The sequence below is a fragment of the Ruminococcus sp. genome, from assembly GCF_016287535.1.
GTDB lineage: Bacteria > Bacillota > Clostridia > Oscillospirales > Ruminococcaceae > Ruminococcus.
The window spans coordinates 17,046-41,441 of the sequence record NZ_JAEFAJ010000030.1 but is presented as its reverse complement, the minus strand read 5'-3'; the positions used below and the strand labels follow the sequence as shown (position 1 = coordinate 41,441).

Sequence of the window (24,396 nt, the reverse complement as noted above, 5' to 3'; positions counted from 1 at the left end):
AGCAACTACGACGGTTTTATCCATCTTATCGCTTACAACCTTACCTACTCTTGTTTTTCTAAGGTTTCTCTCAGTAGACATTAGCTAAATCCTCCCTTTCTTACTGCTGTGCAGCAAGCTCTGCCTCGCGCAGAGAAGTCTTGATGCGTGCAATATCCTTCTTTACAGCCTTGAGTCTTGCTGTGTTATCAAGCTGATTGATTGCCAGCTGGAAACGGAGAGCAAAGAGCTCTTCCTTGAGGCTGGCGAGCTTCTCGTTGAGCTCATCAACTGACATTTCTCTGATTTCCGATGCCTTCATTACTGCTCAACCTCCTGCTCTTCCTTTTTAACGAACTTACACTTGATAGGAAGCTTGTGCATAGCGAGACGCATAGCTTCTCTTGCAGTTTCCTCAGCAACGCCCTTGATCTCAAAGAGAACTCTGCCGGGCTTTACAACTGCTACCCAGTATTCCGGTGAGCCCTTACCTGAACCCATTCGTGTTTCAGCGGGCTTTTCTGTGATAGGCTTGTCAGGGAATATCTTGATCCAAACCTGACCGCCTCTCTTTATATAACGGGTCATAGCGATACGGGCAGACTCGATCTGGTTGGATGTGATCCAAGCAGGCTCAAGAGCCTGAAGACCGTAATCACCGTAAGTTACCTTATTTCCTCTGTATGCCTTGCCCTTCAGACGTCCTCTGTGGACTCTGCGGTATTTTACTCTCTTTGGAAGCAGCATTACTGATTACCTCCTTCTCTTTTCATTGAGCGAGCCTTGCTGAAATCTCTGCGGGTATCCTTTGCTCTCTCATTGCGGCGCTTGTCGAACTTTTTCTGATCTGTTCCCTTGCGCTCGATCTTTTCTCTCTGAGCAGCAGCCTTTGCAGCGTCGCCCTTGAGAACCTCGCCCTTGTAGATCCAAACCTTTACGCCAAGCTTTCCGTATGTTGTATCAGCCTCAGCGAAGCCGTAGTCGATGTCAGCACGGATAGTCTGGAGCGGGATTGTACCCTCGTGGTAGCTCTCGCTTCTTGCGATCTCGGCACCGGCAAGTCTGCCTGAAACCTTGACCTTTATACCCTTTGCGCCAAGGCGCATTGTTCTGCCGATTGACTGCTTCATAGCTCTTCTGAAGGATACTCTGTTCTCAAGGTCGAGAGCGATCTTCTCTGCTACGAGCTGGCTGTCCATATCGGGCTGCTTTACTTCAATGATATTGATGAAAACCTGCTTGTTCATCATCTTTTCGAGCTGTGCTCTGAGCTTCTCGATTTCTGCGCCGCCTCTTCCGATTACGATACCGGGCTTAGCGCAGTGGATGTGGATTCTTACCTTATCGGCAAAACGCTCGATCTCTATTCTCGGAACACCTGCAGCGTACAGGCTCTTCTTTACGAAATTACGAACGTTGTAGTCCTCAACGAGAGTGTTGCCGAAATCGGACTTGTTTGCATACCAACGAGAATCCCAATCTTTAATAACGCCGACACGAAGACCGTGCGGATTAACTTTCTGGCCCATTCTTCAAACCTCCTTGGGATTATTCTTTTTCTGTGAGAACTACTGTGATGTGTGATGTTCTCTTTAAAATTCTATATGCTCTGCCCTGAGCTCTCGGCATGATTCTCTTCATTATCGGACCGGGTGTTACGAAGCACTCGGAAACCACGAGATTATCCTTATCCATGCTGAAGTTGTTCTCAGCATTTGCCTGAGCGGACTTGACAAGCTTTGCAACGATAGGGCTTGCAGCCTTAGGAGTAAGATCTAAAGTAGCTAAAGCGAGATCAACAGGCTTGTTTCTGATAAGATCCAGAACAATCTGCACCTTTCTGGGTGATATACGAGCATTTCTTAAATAAGCTCTTGCTTCCATCTCTGAACTCCTCCTTCCGCTTATTTCTTACCGTTGTTGGATGTCTTAGAGCCTGCGTGGCCCTTATAGGTTCTTGTAGGAGCAAACTCGCCGAGCTTGTGACCTACCATATCCTCTGTAACGTATACCGGAACGTGCTTGCGTCCGTCGTGTACAGCGAATGTGTGACCTACGAAATCAGGGAATATTGTTGAAGAACGGCTCCATGTCTTGAGAACCTTCTTTTCGCCTGCTTCGTTCATTGCAACGACCCTCTTCAGGAGAACTTCCTGGACATAAGGTCCCTTTTTGATGCTTCTGCTCATTTAATCAGTTCCTCCTTTCAGATTACTTGCCGTTGCGGCGCTTTACGATGAACTTGTCAGTTCTGTGATGCTTCTTACGTGTCTTGTATCCGAGAGCCGGTTTACCCCAGGGAGTAACAGGTCCGGGACGTCCGACAGGTGACTTACCTTCACCACCACCGTGAGGGTGATCGCAGGGGTTCATAACTGAACCACGAACTGTAGGTCTCCAGCCCATGTTTCTTACACGACCTGCCTTACCGTAGTTTACGTTCTCGTGGTCGATATTTGAAACCTGACCGATAGCAGCCTTGCAATTGATCGGAACCTTTCTCATCTCGCCGGAAGGAAGTCTTACGAGAGCGTATGTGTCTTCCTTGCCCATGAGCTGAGCCTGGTTTCCTGCGCTTCTTACGAGCTGAGCGCCCTTGCCGGGATAAAGCTCGATAGCGTGGATGAATGTACCAACAGGGATATCAGCGAGCTTGAGAGCGTTGCCGGGCTTGATATCAGCCTCTGCGCCTGACTCGATCTTGTCGCCGACCTTTAAGCCGTTGGGAGCGAGGATATATCTCTTCTCACCGTCCTCGTACTCAACGAGTGCGATGAATGCGCTTCTGTTAGGATCGTACTCAAGAGTCTTAACGACAGCGATCATGTTGTCCTTATCTCTCTTGAAGTCGATTACACGGTACTTTCTTCTGTTACCGCCGCCTCTGTGGCGAACTGTTATACGGCCGTAGCTGTTTCTTCCCGACTTCTTCTTCATGGGTTCGAGAAGGCTCTTCTCCGGCTCAACCTTTGACAGAACCGAGTAGTCAGTTACAGTCATCTGACGTCTCGAAGGTGTCGTAGGCTTATAAGTCTTTATAGCCATTTTTAATTTCTCCTTTAATGCGTTTTTTGCGGGAGCATTACTCCCATAACTCTCTTACTTATTTAATAATGGGATCAAACCATGCCCTCGAAGAACTCGATAGCCTTTGAATCCGCAGTAAGAGTAACGATAGCCTTCTTCCAGTCGGGTGTCTTGCCGACATATCTTCCGACTCTCTTGTCGCGTCCGTTGCAGTTCATTGTGTTGACCTTGGCAACCTCAACGCCGAAGAGCTGCTCAACAGCCTTCTTGATCTCGGACTTGTTAGCGTCCTTAGCTACCTTAAAGGTGTACTTTCCAGCCTGAAGGTCGTCCATGGACTTTTCAGTGATCACGGGCTTCAGAATGATGTCCTGAGCTGTTTTCATTATGCGTACACCTCCTCGATCTTTCCTACAGCATTCTTTACAACGATGAACTTGTCATAGTTGAGAATGTCGTATACATTAAGTGTATTTACAGCAGCAGTCTTAACACCGGGGATGTTAGCTGCGCTCTTGATTACCTTTGTATCAGCCTCTGCTGTTACGATGAGAGCCTTGCCCTCAACGCCGAGAGCCTTGAGCATATCAACAACTGTCTTTGTCTTGAAGCCTTCAAGTGTAAGAGCGTCAAGAACGATCATGTTGTTGTCGATGACCTTAGTAGAAAGCGCGGACTTCATTGCAAGTCTCTTTACCTTCTTGTTAAGCTCGTATCTGTAATCTCTGGGCTTGGGACCAAGAGCGATTCCTCCGTGTACCCACTGAGGAGCACGGGTCGAACCCTGTCTTGCATGGCCTGTACCCTTCTGTCTCCAGGGCTTTCTGCCGCCGCCGCTTACTTCTGTTCTTGTAAGAGTGGACTGTGTGCCCTGTCTCTGGTTTGCGAGGTAATTAACAACTGCAGCGTGCATAACGCCTTCGTTGGGAGTGATTCCGAAAACTGCGTCATTGAGCTCAGTCTCGGAAACCTGCTTACCTGTCATATCAAATACTGAAATAGTAGACATTTACGCTTCCTCCTTCCTTAAGCCTTAACGCTGTCAACGATATAAACGATACCGCCCTTAGGACCGGGGATAGCGCCCTTGATAGCGATGAGATTGTTCTCAGTGTCTATTTTAACGATCTCGAGATTCTGAACTGTTACCTGCTCAGCACCCATGTGACCAGCCATACCCTTGCCCTTGTAGATTCTTGAAGGGGATGAGCAGGCGCCCATTGAACCAGCCTGTCTGTGTACAGGACCTGTACCGTGGGTCTCCTTGAGTCTGTGCTGATTGTGGCGCTTGATAGCACCAGCGAATCCCTTACCTTTGCTTGTGCCGACAACGTCGATAGAGTCGCCCACAGCAAATGTATCAGCCTTGATGATGTCGCCTACGTTAAGAGTGTCGCAGTCGTCAAGTCTGAACTCCTTGAGTTCCTTCTTGCAAGCTACGTCAGCCTTGTCGAAGTGGCCCTTCATAGGCTTGTTAACTCTCTGTACCTTTACGTCGCCATAGCCCAGCTGAAGTGCTGCATAGCCGTCGTTCTCAACAGTTTTCTTCTGTACAACGACGCAGGGGCCGGCTTCTACTACTGTTACAGGAACAACTTTTCCTGCTTCGTCGAAGATCTGAGTCATACCGATCTTCTTACCGATAATGCCTTTCTGCATTTTCTTTTCCTCCTGTTAGGTTATTGGTTGATGATTTACGCATCAACTTGACCGACGGATCACCGCCATTCCGCTTCCCAAGCGGTATTTTCAAGCGTAACGGCGGTTAATTACTTAACCTCCATAACAACGTCTACGCCTGCGGGGATCTCAAGCTTGTCAAGAGCAGCAGTTGTCTTGTCTGTAGGACGGATAACGTCTACGAGTCTCTTGTGAGTTCTCATCTCGAACTGCTCACGGCTGTCCTTGTACTTGTGTACTGCGCGAAGGATAGTAACAACTTCCTTATCTGTGGGGAGCGGGATAGGACCCGAAACTCTCGCACCGCTTCTCTTAGCTGCCTCCACGATCTTAGCTGCTGCAATATCAACAGTAGCGTGATCGTAGCCCTTGATCTTGAATCTGATCTTTTCGTTGACTGCCATTATTTTCGCCTCCTTGGAATTAGTTACGGGGACGCAGATTGGAATATCACACGTTTCCGTGTGTTTCATGCTTCATCTCATAAAAAAACTCGAAAAACTGATGTTTTCCGAGCGGTCTTAGCTAAATATGAGCACAAAAAGAGCATAATCCACGCATACGCAAGCTGCGTGAATGATAACCACAAACTGTGTTCGATATCCCATTCGCCCGGTTTAAAATCGGACATACTCCACGGAAATTACCTGCCATACCGGCAGCAACCTTCCGTTTCAACGCATATCTTCTGCAGTCAGTGCGCTCACGGCGCACTCAACGTAGACTATTATATCATATATATGGGGATAAATCAACAATTTGCAGAAATTGTATTTGTAAATTTTTGATGAACAATAATTTTGTTTTAACCAAATGTGCATCCCCTCCGGCAAAGAGTCGAAGGGAATGACGTTATGCCGTAAAACAGGCTATTTCCTCGCAGCGGGAGCTCCGCTCTCCTTTTGGCTTTTCATAGCCGCCGCCCCTTTCTTTACCAAAAAGGCACAGAGGTCATAGAGCTTATGCACAGCAAATCCGCATATGAGAGAGCAGATGAATATCTTAGGTATTATCTCGTACCAGTGGGCAAAACGATCCCCTACTTCCGCGTACTTCTCGTTCAGACCCGTATGTCTCGGAGAACTGTCATTCAGTCTCCAGCCTCCGTAAAACATATTGTCGAACACGTAAGAGATAAGATATGTTCCGAGAGTAACTCCGGATATCTGACGGAGGACGAACTTCACGCCTTTGTTCTTTGTGGTGATATCAAACAGAAGCAGGAATATGCAGACTGACAGCGCATAGACCGGATAAGCTCCGTAGTTGTTGAAGTTCCATGAAATAAAGATATTGTCATTGAACTCATCAGCCAGAGTCTGCTTGTAGCTGCTGCAGGTGAGAAAGCTCAGTGAAACGGCACCGGCTGCAAGTATTATCAGCTTATTGCGTAAATTCCTCTTCGGCGGACAGTCGCGTATGAAAGCTCCCGTGAAGTAATAGGCTATCGGCCATGCCTCCGCAAGATAATCAGGGAGCAGCTTTATCTGGTCATACTGTTCAAAGCCGATATAAAGTGACTTCGCAAGTACAGTAACGATAACGGTCATCGCAACCAGGAAGAACTTCTGCACACCTGTTTTACACCCGTTTACCGCAAGGTTCAGGAAAGGTATGATAAGGAACAGCGCGATGTAGTAATTGATGTACCAGCCGTACTGCGCATTGCTGTACTCAAGATAGCCCTTCAGCATTTTCCACGGTGTAAACACATCATGGAAGTGATGCTCCTTGAATTTGATACAGATAATGCTGATGACGATGTATATAAATATCACCTTTATCAGACCGGTGTAGAACTTCGCGCTGAAGGTCTTGTTCTTCATAAGATATCCCGTGGATATCATAAACAGAGGCACGCAGGTGTATGACACCCATCTGAATACTATAGGACCTATCGCTGACGGATTCGTCAGCGGAAAAGCATAGAATCCGTTATAAAGATAGAAGTGTATACATATCACAAGAAGCACAGCAAGTATTTTTATTATGTCTATGCCGGCAAAATACGGTTTTTCCGTAACCGCCCCCGCCGCTGTTCCTGTTTTTTTGTTTTTGACCGCAGCAGCGGATTTTTTTACATGATCCATTATTGAATTTTACCTCCGGTAATTAATATGCTCTGAATCCGGGAATACTGACCGTCAGCTTCCGAAAATATATTTAAGGACAGTCAGCACCGTATCACCGACCTTTCTTGAATCCACTATCTCAAGTGCTTTATCTGGACGGTCGGTAATGATGTTGTCAACGCCGAGCGCTATCATTTTCTGCATCTCACTCTGTCTGTCAACAGTCCATACAAAGATACGCTTTCCGTGATGATGTGCCGAATTCACCACGCTCTGGTTCACGAAAAGGTAATTCATGCTCACAGCGTCTATATACGGCAGCTGAGCATAGGAAGTAGCCGTTGCGAGATTTGCGATAAAAGCCGTTTTTATCTTTGAGTTGAGCTGCTTTACCTTCTTCAGCGCGGGATATGAAAATGATGTTATATAGCACGAATTCACTATACCGTACTCCTCTATTAGCTCAACGGTCTTTTCCGCAGTCTTTTTCGGATCGCCGGATTTCTTTATCTCGACATTGAGCATTATATCCTTTCCGACAAGCTCAAGAACGTCTTTGAACAGCGGTATCTCAACGTCGTCATACTCTCCGTCACTGCCGAACCAAGAACCGGCGGACAGCTCTTTAAGCTGTTCGTATGTGTGCTTTGAAACAAGCCCCTTTCCGTTTGTGGTACGGTCAAGCTTTTCATCGTGTATGACAACGAGCTGACCGTCAGCCGTAAGCTGAACATCAAGCTCTATATAGTCCGCTCCGCATTCCATAGCCGCCTCGAAAGCAGGCATGGTGTTCTCCGGAGCTATCCTCGAAAAGCCTCTGTGCGCCGTGATCTGCGTACGGCTTATGATACCTACGTTAAGGCTGACATTTCCTCTTGTAAGCGCTAAAATATAGGATATGTTCATCAGTGAGCTGACCGCTATGATGCTGACGATCACAATGGCGCTCTTCTTCTTGCTGAACTTTTCATAGCCCTTGTTGGGAAGGACAAGCTTTTCTTCATTTTCGTCCTTCATAAATTTCTCCGTCAGCAGCCATACTATGGAGGGAGCCGAAAAGAAAGCGGAAACAGCAACAAAGACGCTCCATGTGTAGCGCAGTATCCTCAGTGCCGTGCCGAAAGCTGCATTAGGCTTTGAAAAGCCCTTGATAACAAGCACTATGAGGAAGCTCACACCGAATGTGACTACAGCTATGAACGCCATTATGCCAATGCTCCACAGCAGCGCTGACAGTATCATCTTCATACGCTGACCACGCATTTTTTCCTTGCTCTTTTTTATGCACTCCCTGAACGGTCTGTCAGTGAGTATCAGGTAGTGTATACTGTAGCAGACCCCTATGATGAGCATTATGAACAGCAGCTGTATAAGTACATAGCATACAATGGCAACTATGCCATTGTTGACGGCAGAGAATATCCTCCTGAGGACCGGCAGCAGCGGCGCCATGAACATACCCGACGACAGTGAGAACTGCGCAAGAGGCATTATAGCCATATATGCGAGGAACGACGGTATGCCCGCTCCCCTGAAGGCTTTTCTGAAGGCTTTCAGCCCGGTCCTGAACATTCCGCCTGTGTGTATCCTCTGCTTTTGGTTGAAGCAGGAGAAGCAGGCTATCAGCGCTGAGAGCTCCACAAAGGAGAAAAACGCATAGCAGAAAAGCATCATAACTATAACGATGAGAGTTGACGGATGTCTTAAATAGACAAGCAGGTTCTCGTCGTTAAGATAGGTCACTCCCGAAAGCTTCATGGTAAGTTTGAGCAGCAGCGCGAGTACAGGAGTGCCTACCGCAAGCAGAAGAAGTTTGAATATAAGTTCAAACACAAGGAAATGTGGCATTGATCTCAGAAAGACCAATACAGATCCAAATATTTTTTTCATTTTCTTTCTCCGGACAATCAATATACATAAATTATACGCCATTTACAGCCAGTTGTCAATATCGCCCCGTAAGCTTGCTGAAAATATTTTCACTTTTCTCAGAAAAAATATCCGCCCCTGAAAACAAGGGCGGACAGTATCAGCCGACGATTCCGGAACGCTCTATCCCCTCCGTGAAGTGCTTCTGCAGGAAAACATACATAAGCAATACAGGAGCTATGGAAAGCAGGCAGCCTGCTTCCTTCCAGACTATCTGGTCGCGGGGACTTATCTGCACCGTCGGATCGTTGAAGAGATTCAGCTTCAGCTCGTTGTCGAGATTTGTCAGCATGAGCGCTATTGTCTTTGTGTCCGTAAAGAAGGTACTGCTGACATAATAATCGTTCCAGTACCACACTACCGAAAACAGGAACACCGTCAGCAGAGCCGCGGAAGCATTGGGCAGCATTACCTTCACGAATGTCCTGAATGGTCCGCAGCCGTCTATGTATGCCGCGTCCTCAAGCTCTCTCGGCATACCCTTGAAGAACTGCCTGAAAATATATATCATAAGACCTGCGCGTATGCCGTTCGCGGTCATGGCAGGCAGGTACATCGTCAGCCTGCTGTCGATGAGGTTCAGGGAGAACAGTCCCTTTATGCCGAAATATCTGAACTGGGTATACAGCGGCAGTGATATGACCTGAGCCGGCACGAGTATCATCATTATCACTATGCCGAAAAGCAGCTTACTGCCCCTGAATCTAAATCTTGCAAAGCCGTAGCCCGTCAGCGCACAGGAAAACACCTGCACCAGCGAGCAGCCTATATTCAGGACAAGGGTATTCCAGAGAGTCTCCCAGTAGTCCATTGCGTCCATGGTCTCCTTTATCACCCTGAAAGTGTAATGCCGAGGTATCCACATGACCGTAGGGTCACTCATATCCATCCTGTCCCTGAAAGCGCAGCTTATCATGTAAATAAGAGGATACATGATGACAAAGCCAAGTCCGAGCAGTATCACCGCTCTGAAAAACGGCCATACCCTGCCGGCAAAAGCCCTGCGGCGGAGATATTCCCTGTCCTCGGCGGAAGCCCTGTCCATGCGCCTGCGCTTTGCCTCACGCATTTTTCTTTTCTCAGGTGCAGCTGTTCCGTCTGTCATTTTCCGCACCTCCTCATTCGTTCTCATAGTATATGAACCTGTTTATCAGTGCTGTAACAATGCCTATAGCAGCTATCACCACAGCAAAGTATATCCATGCCATTGCTGAAGCCTCTCCGAAGTCGAACTGGCTCCTCATGGCGGATATACGGTTCATTACGCTGTTCATCGGATTCGTGAAGGAATCTATTACCGTAAATATAAGATTTGCAAGTATGAAGGGACTGACATAGGGGAAGGTTATCTTCCAGAAATACTCCCATGAGGTAGCTCCCTCCAGCTCTGCGGCTTCCCTTGCTGAAGCGGGTATGTTCTGCAGAGCAGCAAGGAAGAGTATTATCTGTATGCCTGAATTCCATACAATTCCGAAGATATTGTCCGCAACGGTCTGTATGAACGTGCTCATGCTGTCGCTAAGACCGTATATGCCCAGGAACTGCATGAGCTGCCCCACAAGGTCAGCCGAGAACATGGTGGAGAACTGCTCCGCACCGGCGTTTCCCGTGGAATTCATATCCCCGCTTATTATCCTGAAAACAGGACCCGTGGCGATAATTACCGGCAGGAAAAATACAGCCCTCGCAAGGGTGCGCCCTTTGAACTTCTGATTGAGTATCACAGCTATAAAGAGTGAGAATATGAGTATGAGCGGAGTCTTCCATAATGTCTCCAGCAGAACGCTGCCGAGATACTCTGTGTAATAAGGATCCTCATTGAGTACAGTCCTGTAGTTCTGCATTCCGCTGAACTCAGTGCGCAGGGCTCCGGGATCAACGGATACGTCGCAGAAAGAATACCACAGTGACTTTACGAGAGGTATAAGAAAGAAAAGTACCGTACCAACGAGCCACAGTCCGATAAAACCATAGCCGTACATTGATTTTCTGCGCTGATACGACATTATGCGGCGTCCACCGCTGCTTTTTTCCGGCTTTGCGCTCACTTTTCTTTCCTCCTTTCTATGATATACCGTCAAATGAGGCAGTTGTGCCCTCCCACCTGACAATCTTTTTATCAAGGTCTGTCACTACCTTTACTCCGTTTGAATAAATCGTTGTTATAACATCGCCGTTCCTGCGGTAATCCGTGATAAAGCTGTCGGAGACCCTCCTGAGCACAGGCTTTATCAGCGAATACGCCTTTGCGGCTTTTTCGGTATTATGTCTGTAATTCGCATAATACAGCACATCAAGCTCTGTATCCTTCAGCTCGCTGGTATCCTCGTATATCATGTCATAGCTCAGGCTGCTTCCTGAAGCGGCTGACATAAGTATCATATCCACCGGGTCTGCACTGCCGTTTACGGCTTCAGAAGAATATGGTATCACACCATGCATGACGATCTGATAGAACGGTATGTCCTCATCGAAGAGGTCAAATCTGCTCGAAGAAAGCGGCACTCCGGTTATATGGCTGACGTAGGGCAGAGCGTATGCATTAGCACCGTCTGCAAGAATACCGTTTTCCAGCTTTTCGTCTATACCGCCATAGCCCTCCGTGAGCAGCTTCTCGGCGTCGGCTCTTGATATGCTCTTCTTTCCGTAGTCTCCGTAAAGGGACGTGGTAAGATCAGCAATCGATACACCTTTTAGTCCGGCTCCGGAGTAGCTGTCAGAGATACTGCCGAATATCTCACCGTAGTATCCGGGAGAGAGCAGGGACATGTTCTTCCTGAAGCCGTCAGGAACACCGTAAGCCCTGTCATAGCTGACTATGCGCGAATACGAGCCCGATATCCTTACCGCCGTATCCGTAAATGAGAAGAAGCCCTTTCCCGAACTGAAGTCCCTGTTGTCCGATACAGGATAAAAACTGTATCCGCATTCGTCTATAAGGTCTGTCAGGTCCTTGAAGCTCCTCTGACCGCCAAGCTTGCCGGAGGGTCTCGCGCCTGTGTCGATATTTTTCTTTATGCCGTCGTTTGTCCAGTTGCTGTATGAAACTACCATATCGTCAACTCCGGCATCTCTGAGACTGCCAATTATATCAGCCGCCTGTCCGTAAGAGGTAACAGGAGTTTTCATGGACAGAGGTATGCCCAGAACCGATTTTTTTCTCATGGCGCCGCCGTACAGGTCAAGATACAGCGGTGCGCTGTCAGCCCTGCTTTTTATACCGACTCCCTGCTCTTCAAGAAGATACTTTCTGTATCGTGCCGCGATGCTGGTATAGTCCGCACCGTTTTCAGCAATGGGATAGTAGAGCATTTCTATATCGTCTGATTTTATGGCTCCGCGCTCGAATACCGTATACTTGTCATGGCTGTTGCCTGACATATAGAAGCTGTCTGTGCCGCGGAGAATGAAGGTAAAATTGCATATATTGTAGCTGCTTCTGGACTGCTCCGACACATTTGCGGTAAGATATGCGTTTGAATCTCCCTTTGCCGCAACTGCCAGCAGAGCATTGCCGTCCTTGACTATACCGTATACAGGCAGGTATATCTGCTCCGTAACAGCTCCCCTGTTCTGCGGCACAGCCGTAATGTCATTTCCGTAGACTCTCTGCTGATAGATATTGTTCTGGAAGCACCGCTTATTGTTGAAGCGTATAAGTGCGCCGCTGCCGTCGGGGATAACGAAGTATCCCTCCTCCTTGTCGGTCGCCGCGCCGAAGCTGCCGAGCACTGTCATCTCGGTAGCGATATTCGCAGAATTGCTCTCCTCTATCTCAGAGACCTTAACGCTCGCCCTGAGGTGATCGTCCTCTATGGTGTACTCCACAGGCACTGTAAAGCCTGCAGCGGGATAATCATAGACTACCCGTATACCGTTGACTATATCGCTTACGCTGAAGCTGCAGTCATTAGCATTGGCTGAACGCAGCATATTGTTTCCGGAACGGCTCATTGGTATGCCATACCGGAGCACATTCGAGGAGCGAAGCTCGTCGGCGACAAGTCCCGTGGCGAGCCTGTCCTGTGAGGCTTCAAGCGGCGAAGACCACCATATATACCCGTTTTTCTTGTTTTCAACGCCGAAGGAAGCGCTCCTGTCATCAACTATCATGCGAAGGCTGTCACTTTCTGCGCCATACCGGTAAGCTCCGAGATAATGGCTGCCGTCCCTGTTGAGCCACGCAAAGCTGCCGTCAGACGATTTGTACACTCTTTTTCCGTTCTCTGTGCCGCTGTATGAAAAGCTCTTGTCCGGACTCTTCATGTCCCTGTCAAGAAGCTCCAGCGTTTTCATGTCAGCGGATATGAAAGCGTAGCTGCTGTCAAGAGAGGAAACTATCTCCCTGAGCCTTATGACCCTGCTGACGTCCTCGTCGGTAATTACAAAATACCTGCCTGCGTCGCTGACATAGAGCTTTCCCTCATCGCAGCTGCTGCCCTTGTCGAAGGAAGCAGCCGCCCTGCCGCTCCTGCTGTCGATGATGACCAGCTCTCCAAGCTTTTTCAGCTCGTTTATCTTGTCGGAAATGAGCTGCTGCTCATCGGTATAGTCCTTTTTGCTTTTCGGCTTGCCGCCTGCGGACTCCCACATTTTATCGTCGAAGTCCTTCTCCTTGAAGTATACGTCATAGCCGTCGCATGAGCCGATCTTTCTGAGATATTTCTCTGCGTCAGCCGCCGTAAGCTCCGCCTTTTCTACAGTTTCCGAACGCTTTGACGATTCTGAGCCGTCCTCCGCAGCAGTCTCCGCCGCGGTCACGTTATCAGCAGTATTGTTCTCACCGTCAGCATAAACGCTGCCTGAGACAGTCATTGACGCGACGACCAGCAGACACAGCAGCAGCCGTTTTAATCCTGTTCCCATAACCGCCGCCTTTCAGGCCCTTGCCCTGTAGGAGAGCTCGGTGTAAACGGTTGATATGAATATGTATACCTGCTGTATCAGCGACATGAAGAGTACGAGCAGGAAAAGCATTATGAGCATAGCCGCAATGGTGAGCAGCACCGCCAGTACAGTCTTGTCGAAGGAATACTGATGAACGGTCTTTATCGCCGAAAACAGCAGTATTACCGTCCAGCAGGTGCCGATAAGCTCTATTACCTGCATGAATACAGCCTCGTCGCGTATGAGTATATGGGACAGCACGACATTTATGTAGAGCTGCGCTACGTAGGGTATCAGCGCATAAGCACTGTATATGCATATATTCCTTAGTGTGCCCTCGCCGTCAAGGAGGGTACACACTGCCCAGTTGCCCACGACCCATGCTCCGAAGAGTATGAAGCTGCGCACTATATATGGTATGATATTGAAGGTCTTGTCGTAGGATATATAGAACTGAAATCCGTAAAGTCTTCCGTAGGCTATCTGACCGAAAAAGAGCAGCCATACTATCAGCATGGCTATTTTAAGGGAGCCGGACTTCTTCCAGCGCATATCCTCAAAGCCCTCGAAGGGATGCATCACAGTATGCTTTACCCACTGCCGCTGCGTAAGATCCATCATTGCCGCACTTCCTCCTTTTCCTCAGTGTCCTTTGACGCTCTCCCCTTCTTCCTGTATTTTCCAAAAGCCGCAAGAGCCGCCACAGCCAGTACCGTCACAGCCGCCACAGCGGTAAAATTCTCCTTCAGGAACTCCCTGCGCCAGCCCTCGAACGCCTTATTGTATATATCCTCTGCGTCCGCAAGCTTTGCGTACTTCATAGCGCCTCTGTAATCGCCCTTTCTGAGCAGCGCGGAAGCAACACCTATATAAGCCATGAGGTAGTTTCCGTCCCTTGCGAGGACCTCCTCCCACGGACCGAGAGCTTCCTCATAGTAACCGTCATTATAAAGCGCAGACGCTCTGTGTACTGTTTCACCGAAGGACGTCTCCCTGAATATCGTCACCGTGTCCTTTGACGAGTCAAGCACATAAAGCTTGTCGTCAAGGGATTCCACAGCCGCGGCATGATCGAAGCCGCCTGTCTGCTTAGCCGTTGCGCCGGTTATGAAAAGGAGGTTGCATTCCTCGTCGTACTGAAATACCCTGCCCGTTGTAAAGTCGAGACAGTTTATGCAGCCGTCCTCTGCAATATCTATATCCACAATTGACGTGGAGTACATCTTATTCTGCGTTGAGTCATAGATAGGGTGATGGTCGCCGAAGAACAACTCCCTGTCCGCAAAGATGTTCCTGCCCGCCGCATTGAGCTTCTTTACGGTGTCTGTTGACTGAGTTGATGAAGAGGTACAGGTGAATATGAAATCCCCGTCTATGTCAAAGCTCGTTATGCCGGAGGGAACTGTCCTTTTTCTAAGGGCTTTCTTCTCATCGGACATAAACAGCCCCCGGAAGTGATCCCATGCCACCTTTGCCGTGGCTTCAACGCGGTTGGCTCCGTAAAAGCCGGTAAACTCCCCATCAGGCGAAAACATCGCCGCGCCTGTGGTTATGTTGCCGAGCACGGTATAGATATTGCCTGCCTTGTCCGCAACTACCCTCTGCGGCATAAATGTACGCTTACTGTCGTATACCTCTGATTCCGGCTTCAGTATCTCCTTTTGGATATTCCCGCCGCTGTCTGAAACAAGTATGCGCGAATTCTCGGTATCCGCTATGTACATTGCGCCGCTATCAGCCGAAACAAATACTCCCATCGGTTTCCTGAGCCGTGTTTCCGTGCCGTCAGGCATGGTGAAGCTGTCATATATACGGATCACATTTTTCAGTTCGGGATCCGCAGCCACGATACGGTCATTCCCGGTATCAACTATGTATACCGTGTCATCTCTGCCGATGAATATATCCGAGGGATTGTCAAAGCCTCCCACGCCGAGATCATATCCCGAAACAGCGCGGTCGGCGGTATATCCTGCCTGAGAGGGCACAGCCTCGCCCCACTGGTCGTAATTGTAGCTTTCGGAGGGAACACCTGCCGCTGCTGCCGGTGATATGCTCATGGAAGCAAGTGCAGCAAATGCAGACAATGCTGTGATAAATCTTTTCAGTTCTGACTTCATTTGCTTCACTTCCTTTCTTAAGCCGATATTCGGCGCCGCATTATATCGGCTCAGTTGAGAGTTGAGAATGGAAAGTTGAGAGTTAATGTGTTCGCTTCGCTCAAATTATTTAAATTATATCGCCGAAGGCGACACCGCAACTGTCAACTCTAAACTCTCAACTTTTAGTCTATAATGTAGTACGCCGTGAAATTATCACTCTTTGATTCCCGAATGTGCCATAGTTTCGATGACCTGACGCTGCGCCAGCATGAATATCACTATAGGCGGTATAAGCAGGAATACCGCAGCCGCCATAGCTACGCCCGCCCTTGCAAGTCCTGAGGCAGCCGCCTGAGATACCACGGTTGGGAGAGTCTTATACTCCTCCCTGAATACCACCGAGCCGGTCTGTATGTTCCATGCGCCCTGAAACGCGAATATTATCAGTGTCATCAGCGCCGGCTTCTGGTTGGGTATGACTATCTGCCAGCATATCCTGAAAAGTCCTGCGCCATCCACCTTCGCGGCTTCTATCATGGAATCCGGCACCTGGCTTATGGACTGCCTCATTAGGAAAAGCCCCATAGGCGAGGCAACTGCCGGGAATATCAGTGCCATGTAGGTATCTATCATGTGCAGCTTCGCCATGATGATGTACTGCATTATGTATATAACGCTGCTCTGATAGAGGAGAGCAACCACTATGATGCCGTTTATGAGCTTGCTGCCGGGGAATTTACACTTTGCCAGCACGAATGCAGCCATAGACGAAAATATGCACTGCAATACCGTCACCGCGGCAGTTACCAGTATACTGTTGAATACATAGCGTGAAAACGGTACACGGTTCTGATGAAGCACCCTGAACATATCCCTGAAGTTGTCCATGGTAGGTCTTACGGCATAGAGCTTAGGAGGGAACACGAAAAGCTCCTCCACAGGCTTTACCGACATTACCACAGTGAGGTATACAGGCATAGCCATAAAAAGTCCGAGTATCAGAAGAAGCAGGAATATCGCGGCAGTGCCGAACCTTTTCTTTCCTGCCTGTCTGTTTGAAGCGCGAAGCTTCAGCGTATCAGTTTTTTCCAAAGCTCCGCCTCCTCAGTCCATATACTTTCCAAGCACTCTGCTAATGAGCTTGTTGCAGACGAACATAGCAATGAAGAGTATCATGCATATCGCCGAGGCATAGCCCATCTCAAAGCGCTGCCAGCCATAGTCGAAGGCGTGGGTCATGATAGTATGCGCCTTATAGTCGGTGCTGGGGAAGCCCACAAGGTTCTGCGCCACAGTGCCGGCGGTAAATGAGCTGACTATCTGCATCACCGCTGCGAACATGAGCTGCGGTCCCATAGAAGGGATAACTATATATATAAGCTCCTGCCAGCGGTTGCGTATACCCTCTATAGCGCCTGCTTCATACATTGAACGGTCTATGTTCTGGAAGCCGGCACGGAGCGCGAGGAAGCCTGCTCCGAGAGATATCCACAGCTGTACGACTATGGTCACTCCGAGGACATATCTGCCGTCGGTGAGCCACTGCACGGGAGAATTGATGATACCGAGATTAATAAGGAAGGAGTTCATATAGCCGTTCATGTCTCCGCTGAATATGAGCTGCCATACCGTATATACGTTAGCCATTGACGGCGCGTAGAATATAAGCGTGAACAGCGTTTTCAGCTTAGGGTGCATCTCGTTTATCAGCCATGCCAGCAGAAAGCAGAGCACGTAACTGACAGGTCCTGTGAGAAGCGCGAATACCAGCGTGACTCTTATGGAACGTATGAAAATCTTGTCCGAAAGGAAGAGTGTTGTGAAGTTGGAAAGTCCTACATATTTCGGCGGACGTACCATATCGAAATCCGTAAAGCCCATAGGAAGTGACATAAGAACCGGCACCACCGTGAACAGTATGAAAAATACCATGAACGGCGCTATCATGCCATAGCAGGCTTTATTGCGCTTTATGTCGCGCCAGAGCTCGCCTTTTCCGCGCTTTTTTGATCTGACTGCCATTTTCTTACACTCCTTTCTTTACAACACTTTGTAGGGGGCGATGCTCACATCGCCCCGATATACCAATCGTTCATCAGCGGGCGGATAATATCCGTCCCTTACAAATTTAAACCAAACCGAGGTTTTTACGCTTTCGCGTTATCTCGTCGTTTATATCCCTGTTGTACCATATAAGCGTATCACGGGGATTCCTTTTTTCGTTTATGGTCTCCCTGAATGCGTTCATAATATTTCTCGTCACCGCATAGGAAGCAGGGGTTATCGGTATCTCCTCCAGCTCCTCCTGCTGTGCGCGGAGCCTTTCAAGCTCGCCGTCAGACCAGGACATACGTCCCAGCGCTTCAACATTAGCGGTATCAAAGCGCCCCATAGTTCCGAGAAGCCCCTCTATCTGCGACGCGAACTCCGCCTGCGTTTCCGTATCCGTGAACCACTTGACGAACTTCCAGGCGTTCTCCTTGTTCTTCACCTTTTTGAATATGACCGCTCCTGCGCCGTTGGAATTTGCCGCATGAGAGACCGTTCCGTCCTCTCTTTCCGTACCGGGCACCGGACAGAAGTCCCACAAGCCGTTTATTTCCGGAGCAGCCGCCGTGAGCTGGTTAAAAAACGTGTAATTTGCGATAACTATGGGATATTCGCCTGTTCTGAAACGGCTGAATGCGTCGTAGGTCTGCTCAAAGCAGTATTTCGTATAGAAATCCGTCCACTCTTCAAAAGCCTGAACCGCTTCAACGGTATCAAAGACTGAAGCTGTCTGCTCTGCGTTGTAGTAGTTAAGCCCCTTTTGCAGCATGAGCAGGGCGAAGGTATGACCTGTTTCCGTAGCCGGAGATATATTGTTGGGTGGAAGCACAAGTCCTGCGGACATATAGTTCCTTTGGAGGGCAGGCAGCATATCTTTAAGATCCTGCCACGTCTCCGGTGGCGAGCTGTATCCCAGCTCCGTGAGGACGTCAGTCCTGTAGAACATCATGGGGAAGGACTGGCTGATAGGCAGCCCGAAGCAGCCTCCGTTGTAGGTGTACTGGGTCATGGCATTCCGCTGGAAGCGTCCCTTTACATCTTCAAAGTCGGCAAACTCCGACATATCGACAAGCAGATCGCGGGCGGCAAGGTTCACGGGGAACTCTCCGCCGAGAAAAAGGGCAACATCAGGTCCCTTTCCTGCGAGAGCCGCTTCAACTACTCCGCCTGTAACAAGGTTCACCGAGACCGGTATACCGGTTTCCTGCATGAACCCATTCTCCGCCATCTCCTTGACTACCTGAGCCTGATCCCTTCCGAGGGAGACCCATACCTCAATGGCGTCCTCTCCTTCCACATCGGAAAGAGTAGTATAATCCTCAAAAAACGAGCCTATAAAAGCGTCAAATCCGAATTTGAGCGACTTTATAAACTTTTCGTCACAGCTTGAAAAATCCATGCCGGCTGTGGCAAATTCAATATAATCCACCTCAAGGGGCTGATCGCGGTTTTCCCTCATCCATGCGGACAGGGACGCGATACCGTCCTTTATCTGTGAAAGATAATCCGGTATCCTCAGCGGCTTTCCGGTACACTTGTCCAGTATCACCGCCATATTCTCCAGTGCAGCCGCCTCTGTGCCTTTGCTTCCCGAAATGGACTCTATCCCTTTCTGTATCTCTTTCAGCTCAGAAGATATACTGCCGAACTGTTCAACAAGTCCGGGTATCTTTTCATGTACATAGTAATCAGTGTATTTGTCGGGAGAAGGTCCCGTTATCATAAGCACCCTGCGGTAACAGGTATTAAGCTCCTTTACCGTGCCTTCGAGCCTGCGGAGGTACTCTCCTATATCGCCCGGAACCGCTTCCATTGAGATCGTGTGGCTCATGCCGCCCTCCAGCCATATGTATACGCTGTCGGGACTTACCACGGACCAGTCAGTATCATAGCTGAACTTAACGCAGTCAAGCTCCCTGCACGGCACTTTTCCGTCGATATATATGCGTCTGTTTGAATCAAATCCGCGTATCTTGTCCTGTCTTGCCTTTATACCTATTTTATACCAGCCTCCTGCGCCGGTATCCTCCGCGGATATCTCCCACGTCACCGTTTGCAGGGCTTTTTTCCAGCTGCCGCTGCCGAGGGTATTGTATACCATTTTTCTCGGATCAGAGGGCGAGGCAAGATAACTGCTGTTATCAAAGGTAGGATAAAGAGTAGGGTCGGACTTGTATACCGCGTCCTCTCCCTCTATCCTGAACAGCGCGGGGGGAGTTTCCTCAGCTGTAAACGGAGCTCCCGCTGACGCTTCGTATTCGCTGTATGACGGCAGTTCCTCAGGATTGAAGAGCTTTATGCTGTCTATAACGAACTGCGCCCTTTCCGAGCTCAGGCTGAGCTCATGCCTGCCCTTTTCAAGATATACGAACAGAGGCTCGCTGAAAAGTCCGTCAGCGTCGCCGAATACCGAGCTTTTCCACATAGTGCGCTGGACCTGCGCAGGGCGCACCTGATTTCCGCGGCTGTCGGTGTATATCTCATGCTCGTTTGTCCAGACTCTTCCGAGAGAGATGCGTGAAGCCGTATCATAAGGCAGCTTCCCGTCGATCCTCAGTTCAAGCTCTATATCAGGACTGCCTGATATCATCGGGCAGTAATCCGCCATAATGCAGTAATTGCCTGTTTCCGGCACATTTATACTGTAGGTGAGAACTCCCGAAGCGCTGCTCCAGAGAATTACACCGTCTCTCGTTTCACCGTCATCAGAGGTAAAGCTGCCCTTTGTTATCTGCCCTTCCCTTACGGGAGACATATTCTCGGCACTCAGCACTATCTCACAGCCGGGACGTTCCTTGGCAGAATATATATCATAATACTCGCTGAAAGTGAGGAGACCGCTGTCCAGGGGTTCTATCCTGTAATAATCCTCCGCCGTGTCCGCAGGCGCCGTATTTTCAGCCGCAGAAGCTCCGTAAGAAGTCAGGCAGCAGGCTGCCGACAGCCAAAGCGACAACGCCCCCGCAGCTATCCTGCGAATATATCCTTTCATCGTTCCCTCACCGCCTTTCCGCGAATCTGCGCTGTTCCGGCTGCCTCAGCAAACAAAAAAGCGCACGCTCCCCTGTGTCGGGAATTATGCGCACAGACAGCCGCAGGCAGCTTTTCGTTACTGCCATTATCCATTAAAGTTAGTATATCAAATTTATTGTACAATGTCAAGAAAACAGGTATGCCCTGAATATAAATAATATCTTTTACCTGTTATGGTTTAGCTTAATTATACCATTTTATAATAATGCTGCACAAAACAAGCCCTTTCAATCTGTGAAACCCTCCAACTTTTTTCACCCCGTTTACGGTTTTTCGGGCAGAGTTTGGATTATTATTAAAAAACTGTAAAATTTGAGTTCGTTTCTACGTTTTGTATTGACTTTTCGTGCTTTTTGTGGTATTATAATTATAGTAAAAGCAACAGTTTCAATATAAACTCCACATAACAAAGGAGAGATATTTTGGCAAACGTTTTAGAAGTAAAGGAGCTGTCCAAGCAGTACACAAAGGTACTTGCAGCGGATAAGGTCTCCTTTGAGATAAGCGAGGGTGAGATATTTGCTCTTATCGGTCCCAACGGCGCCGGCAAGACTACTACTATACGCATGATATCCACTCTCCTCACACCTACCTCCGGCGACGCGGTCGTAGCCGGAAACAGTATTATAAAATCACCCGAAAAAGTCAGGGAATGCATAACCTATCTTCCCGACGAAGCGGGAGCATATAAACAGATGACAGGTATCAAGTACCTGAGATTCATGGCGGGGCTCTTCACTACCGATATCGACAAGCTCAACTCCTACGTTGAACGCGCAAAGAATATCTGCGGTCTCGGAGACAGGCTCAATGACAAGATCGGCAGCTACAGCCGCGGTATGATACGCAAGCTGCTCCTTTCAAGAGCGGTAATGACAAAGCCTAAGCTTGCGATACTTGACGAGCCTACAAGCGGTCTCGACGTTCTGAACGCCATAGAGATACGCAAGATGATAAAAAAGCTCGCCGCAGAAGAGGGAATGTCCTTCCTTCTCTCATCACACAATATGCTTGAGATCGAATTCGTTTCCGACCGTATAGGTATCATTTCCAAAGGACACCTTATGGTAACAGGAAAAGCAGACGAGCTGAAGGAACGCTATGGCGTTTCCAATCTCGAACAGGTCTTTGAAAGGGTGGTGAATGAGAATGAAGTTCATTAACCTTCTCAAAAAAGAGCTCTCGGAGCTCATAAACAAACAGATGATAATATCCCTGGTATTCGTTCTGAGTATATTCCTTATAATGGGAAATGTCATGCAGAGCGCTACCAATGAGATAGTAAACGACGCTAAGAATCCTCAGATCAATGTATGCGATATGGACGATACGGATTTCACACATGAAATGCTTAACTCGTTCAAAAGCAGTGATACAAAGATCAAAACCGTAAATGTAAACGGCGATGATTACGCCTCGGCATTCAAGGACAAGGATATCAAGAGCTTCGTTATCATACCAAAAGGCTTCACCGAATCCGTAAATTCCGGTAAAAAGCCGGAAATACTGTCAGTAAACAAGGTCCAGTCGGTTTCGACATTCAGTGGAATGACAGGCGGCACAGAGGGTACGGTATCACTTATCAACGGATATGTTGCCCTTAAACTCGCAGAGCAGCAGGGCGTGTCCGAAGAGGATCTCGCCGTTATCGAGGCTCCCCTTATTGTTACGGAGCATACGGTAGTCGCTGAAAAGTCAGCGAAGATATCCAGCTCGTCTATAATGACTAAGCTGCTCACGCAGAATATGATACTTCCTCTTATCGTTATGATGCTCATCATGCTGACATCGCAGTCGCTGATAGCTTCAATATCAAACGAGAAGATCGACAAGACTCTTGAAACACTTCTTTCGGCACCTATTTCAAGAGGTTCTGTAATAACAGCAAAAATGCTGGCAGCAGCTATCGCCGCTCTCCTCAACGCAGGAGTAATGATGATAGGCTTCTCCTCTTATACAAAGGGCATGACGGGAGCTGTCTCCGAAGAGATAAGCGACAGCGTACAGTCAGCGGCTTCAAATGTCATTTCGTCCGGCGACGCTATCAAGCAGCTGGGACTTACCCTCAGCGCAGGAGATTATCTGCTCATAGGCTTACAGCTCTTTATCACCATTATGATATGCCTTGCGATATCCATTATCCTCGGCGCACTGGTAAACGACAGCAAGTCTGCACAGACAATGCTCCTTCCCATTATGATGATGGTAATGGTACCGTGGCTGGTAACTCTGTTCACCGATGTGAACAGTCTCCCGACAGCTGCCAAGCTGATCGTATGGGCGATACCCTTTACTCACACGTTCACAGCTATGCCAAACCTGATGTTCGGTAATTATGCCGCATTCTGGGGCGGTCTGGCTTATCAGATAATCTTTTTCGCAATAGTGATGTTCTTTGCTCTCAAGCTTTTCAAGTCAGACAAGATACTCACTATATCACTTAATTTCGGACAGAAGTCCAAATTAAAGAAATCTATGAAAAACAACGAGGATTGATCCTCTTCCCCTTTCCCCATGAAAAGGCGCAGCAGTTCCCGGGCGGGAGCTGCTGCGCCTTTTTATACGCCTGTAAAAAAGCCTGTATTGTAAGTAATTCACAATACAGGCTTTGTAATTTTGTGCAAACCGCAGAAACTTAAAGCTCTGATACTCCCCGTTTCAGGTCTTTATAAAAGCCCACATATCGCCCTTTTATCATGTCCCATCCGATCATAACATATTCCATCGGAAAAGACAATTATAAAAGTAAAAAGCTATGCATAGAAACAATGCATAGCCTAAACAAATGAAATGAATAAATATAGAAGGGGAATTGGGGGATTACTTAATCCACTAATAATATACCGTTTCAACCTTAAAATAATCTTAAAGTAACCTTAAACTAATATTAATTTTTAAATTTCCTGTTTTCCCCTTTTATTCGAGAGATACAGCCGCTTCAAGCGCGATCTCCATCATGTCACGGAAGGTTGTCTGACGCTCCTCGGCACTGGTGGACAATCCTTTAAGCGGACAGTCCGATACTGTAAGTATGCAGAGAGCATTTTTTCCTGCTCTTGCAGCATTCATATACAGTGCGGCAGCTTCCATCTCTATTGCAAGGACACCCATCTTCTGCCAGTCAGCAAGGCTGTCTGCGTCGTCGTAGAAGGTATCGCTCGAAAGAATATTTCCGACATGGAAACGGCTCCCCTTTATCTCAGCAGCCCTGACAGCTGACGAAAGCAGCTTCCATGAAGCAGTCGGCGCATAAGTGCCGGGAAGTCTGTACTGTGAAGCGTAGGCTGAATTTGTGCTTGCGCTCATTCCGATAACTACGTCCCTGAGTCCGACATTATCAGCAACTCCGCCGGCAGTACCTACACGGATTATATTATCAACATCATACTCGTTGAAAAGCTCCCATGAGTATATGCCAATGGAAGGCATACCCATGCCGCTTCCCTGCACGGAAACAGGTACTCCCTTATATTTGCCCGTAAAGCCAAGCATACCTCTGACCTCGTTATAGCAGACAGGATCATCAAGGTAATTCTCAGCGATGAATTTTGCTCTCAGGGGATCTCCCGGCATGAGAACAGTTTTTGCGATATCGCCTTTTTGGGCATTGTTGTGTGGTGTCGGCATAATAAGCCCTC

At 48.3% G+C, this 24,396-nt stretch carries 23 protein-coding genes and 1 pseudogene; 2 read left to right on the top strand and 22 right to left on the bottom strand.

The genetic code is table 11. The features are described from left to right. From QZZ36_RS10750 to QZZ36_RS10650, 21 genes and pseudogenes are all read right to left on the bottom strand, one after another. Positions 1-81, bottom strand: a pseudogene (locus QZZ36_RS10750) (30S ribosomal protein S17); the annotation flags it as partial. Between the two features lie 19 nt (positions 82-100). Next, positions 101-301 (bottom strand): 50S ribosomal protein L29, encoded by a 201-nt coding sequence (gene rpmC / locus QZZ36_RS10745; RefSeq protein WP_019680107.1) that lies wholly within the window; start codon positions 299-301, stop codon positions 101-103. Continuing rightward, positions 301-726, bottom strand: coding sequence for a 50S ribosomal protein L16 (gene rplP, locus QZZ36_RS10740; RefSeq protein ID WP_295081304.1), 426 nt, complete (start codon positions 724-726; stop codon positions 301-303). The genes rpmC and rplP overlap by 1 nt, the downstream gene beginning before the upstream one ends. Continuing rightward, on the bottom strand, positions 726-1,508 hold the full coding sequence (rpsC, locus tag QZZ36_RS10735) for a 30S ribosomal protein S3 (RefSeq protein ID WP_295081302.1): 783 nt from the start codon (positions 1,506-1,508) through the stop codon (positions 726-728). The genes rplP and rpsC overlap by 1 nt, the downstream gene beginning before the upstream one ends. Positions 1,509-1,527: 19 nt before the next feature. Then, entirely contained in the window at positions 1,528-1,863 is a 336-nt protein-coding gene (rplV, locus tag QZZ36_RS10730) for a 50S ribosomal protein L22 (protein WP_295081300.1), read from the bottom strand. Positions 1,864-1,883: 20 nt separating this feature from the next. Next, complete coding sequence (rpsS, locus tag QZZ36_RS10725) at positions 1,884-2,168, bottom strand: 30S ribosomal protein S19 (protein WP_009984992.1); 285 nt, start codon at positions 2,166-2,168, stop codon at positions 1,884-1,886. A gap of 22 nt (positions 2,169-2,190) precedes the next feature. Then, positions 2,191-3,024, bottom strand: a complete 834-nt coding sequence (gene rplB, locus QZZ36_RS10720) for a 50S ribosomal protein L2 (protein ID WP_295081298.1) — start codon at positions 3,022-3,024, stop codon at positions 2,191-2,193. A gap of 74 nt (positions 3,025-3,098) precedes the next feature. Next, positions 3,099-3,392: a 50S ribosomal protein L23 gene (gene rplW / locus QZZ36_RS10715; RefSeq protein ID WP_295081296.1), complete on the bottom strand. Its 294-nt coding sequence runs from the start codon at positions 3,390-3,392 to the stop codon at positions 3,099-3,101. Then, the gene (rplD, locus tag QZZ36_RS10710) at positions 3,392-4,015 is read right to left on the bottom strand and encodes a 50S ribosomal protein L4 (RefSeq protein WP_295081294.1); all 624 of its coding nucleotides are present in this window, start codon (positions 4,013-4,015) and stop codon (positions 3,392-3,394) included. The genes rplW and rplD overlap by 1 nt, the downstream gene beginning before the upstream one ends. A gap of 17 nt (positions 4,016-4,032) precedes the next feature. Next, positions 4,033-4,665, bottom strand: a complete 633-nt coding sequence (gene rplC, locus QZZ36_RS10705) for a 50S ribosomal protein L3 (RefSeq protein WP_295081292.1) — start codon at positions 4,663-4,665, stop codon at positions 4,033-4,035. A gap of 110 nt (positions 4,666-4,775) precedes the next feature. Next, on the bottom strand, positions 4,776-5,090 hold the full coding sequence (rpsJ, locus tag QZZ36_RS10700) for a 30S ribosomal protein S10 (RefSeq protein ID WP_009985001.1): 315 nt from the start codon (positions 5,088-5,090) through the stop codon (positions 4,776-4,778). A 465-nt stretch (positions 5,091-5,555) separates the two neighbouring features. After that, positions 5,556-6,776: an acyltransferase family protein gene (locus QZZ36_RS10695; protein ID WP_295081289.1), complete on the bottom strand. Its 1,221-nt coding sequence runs from the start codon at positions 6,774-6,776 to the stop codon at positions 5,556-5,558. Positions 6,777-6,830: 54 nt separating this feature from the next. After that, on the bottom strand, positions 6,831-8,648 hold the full coding sequence (locus QZZ36_RS10690) for a glycerophosphodiester phosphodiesterase family protein (RefSeq protein WP_295081287.1): 1,818 nt from the start codon (positions 8,646-8,648) through the stop codon (positions 6,831-6,833). A gap of 139 nt (positions 8,649-8,787) precedes the next feature. Next, positions 8,788-9,792 (bottom strand): carbohydrate ABC transporter permease, encoded by a 1,005-nt coding sequence (locus tag QZZ36_RS10685; protein WP_295081286.1) that lies wholly within the window; start codon positions 9,790-9,792, stop codon positions 8,788-8,790. A gap of 13 nt (positions 9,793-9,805) precedes the next feature. Next, a complete protein-coding gene (locus QZZ36_RS10680; protein ID WP_295081284.1) occupies positions 9,806-10,735 on the bottom strand; it encodes a sugar ABC transporter permease in 930 nt (309 codons plus the stop codon). A gap of 16 nt (positions 10,736-10,751) precedes the next feature. Continuing rightward, a complete protein-coding gene (locus tag QZZ36_RS10675) occupies positions 10,752-13,553 on the bottom strand; it encodes a DUF5696 domain-containing protein (RefSeq protein ID WP_295081281.1) in 2,802 nt (933 codons plus the stop codon). A 12-nt stretch (positions 13,554-13,565) separates the two neighbouring features. Then, positions 13,566-14,195: a Yip1 family protein gene (locus QZZ36_RS10670; protein WP_295081280.1), complete on the bottom strand. Its 630-nt coding sequence runs from the start codon at positions 14,193-14,195 to the stop codon at positions 13,566-13,568. Further along, complete coding sequence (locus QZZ36_RS10665; protein WP_295081278.1) at positions 14,192-15,694, bottom strand: hypothetical protein; 1,503 nt, start codon at positions 15,692-15,694, stop codon at positions 14,192-14,194. Before QZZ36_RS10665 ends, QZZ36_RS10670 begins: the two co-directional genes overlap by 4 nt. A 195-nt stretch (positions 15,695-15,889) precedes the next feature. After that, positions 15,890-16,768, bottom strand: a complete 879-nt coding sequence (locus tag QZZ36_RS10660; RefSeq protein ID WP_295081275.1) for a carbohydrate ABC transporter permease — start codon at positions 16,766-16,768, stop codon at positions 15,890-15,892. 12 nt (positions 16,769-16,780) lie between these two features. Beyond that, positions 16,781-17,698 carry a sugar ABC transporter permease gene (locus QZZ36_RS10655; RefSeq protein ID WP_295081273.1) on the bottom strand — a complete coding sequence of 306 codons (918 nt, stop codon included), beginning with the start codon at positions 17,696-17,698 and terminating at the stop codon, positions 16,781-16,783. Positions 17,699-17,804: 106 nt separating this feature from the next. Then, on the bottom strand, positions 17,805-20,717 hold the full coding sequence (locus QZZ36_RS10650; protein WP_295081271.1) for an extracellular solute-binding protein: 2,913 nt from the start codon (positions 20,715-20,717) through the stop codon (positions 17,805-17,807). A gap of 463 nt (positions 20,718-21,180) precedes the next feature. Here QZZ36_RS10650 and QZZ36_RS10645 point away from each other — a divergent pair, with 463 nt between their 5' ends. Together QZZ36_RS10645 and QZZ36_RS10640 are read left to right on the top strand one after the other, a co-directional pair. After that, positions 21,181-21,921: an ABC transporter ATP-binding protein gene (locus QZZ36_RS10645; RefSeq protein ID WP_295081269.1), complete on the top strand. Its 741-nt coding sequence runs from the start codon at positions 21,181-21,183 to the stop codon at positions 21,919-21,921. After that, the gene (locus QZZ36_RS10640; RefSeq protein WP_295081267.1) at positions 21,908-23,254 is read left to right on the top strand and encodes an ABC transporter permease; all 1,347 of its coding nucleotides are present in this window, start codon (positions 21,908-21,910) and stop codon (positions 23,252-23,254) included. Before QZZ36_RS10645 ends, QZZ36_RS10640 begins: the two co-directional genes overlap by 14 nt. A 420-nt stretch (positions 23,255-23,674) precedes the next feature. Here QZZ36_RS10640 and deoD read toward each other — a convergent pair whose 3' ends face one another. Further along, on the bottom strand, positions 23,675-24,385 hold the full coding sequence (gene deoD, locus QZZ36_RS10635) for a purine-nucleoside phosphorylase (RefSeq protein WP_295081265.1): 711 nt from the start codon (positions 24,383-24,385) through the stop codon (positions 23,675-23,677). Between the last annotated feature and the right edge of the window lie 11 nt (positions 24,386-24,396).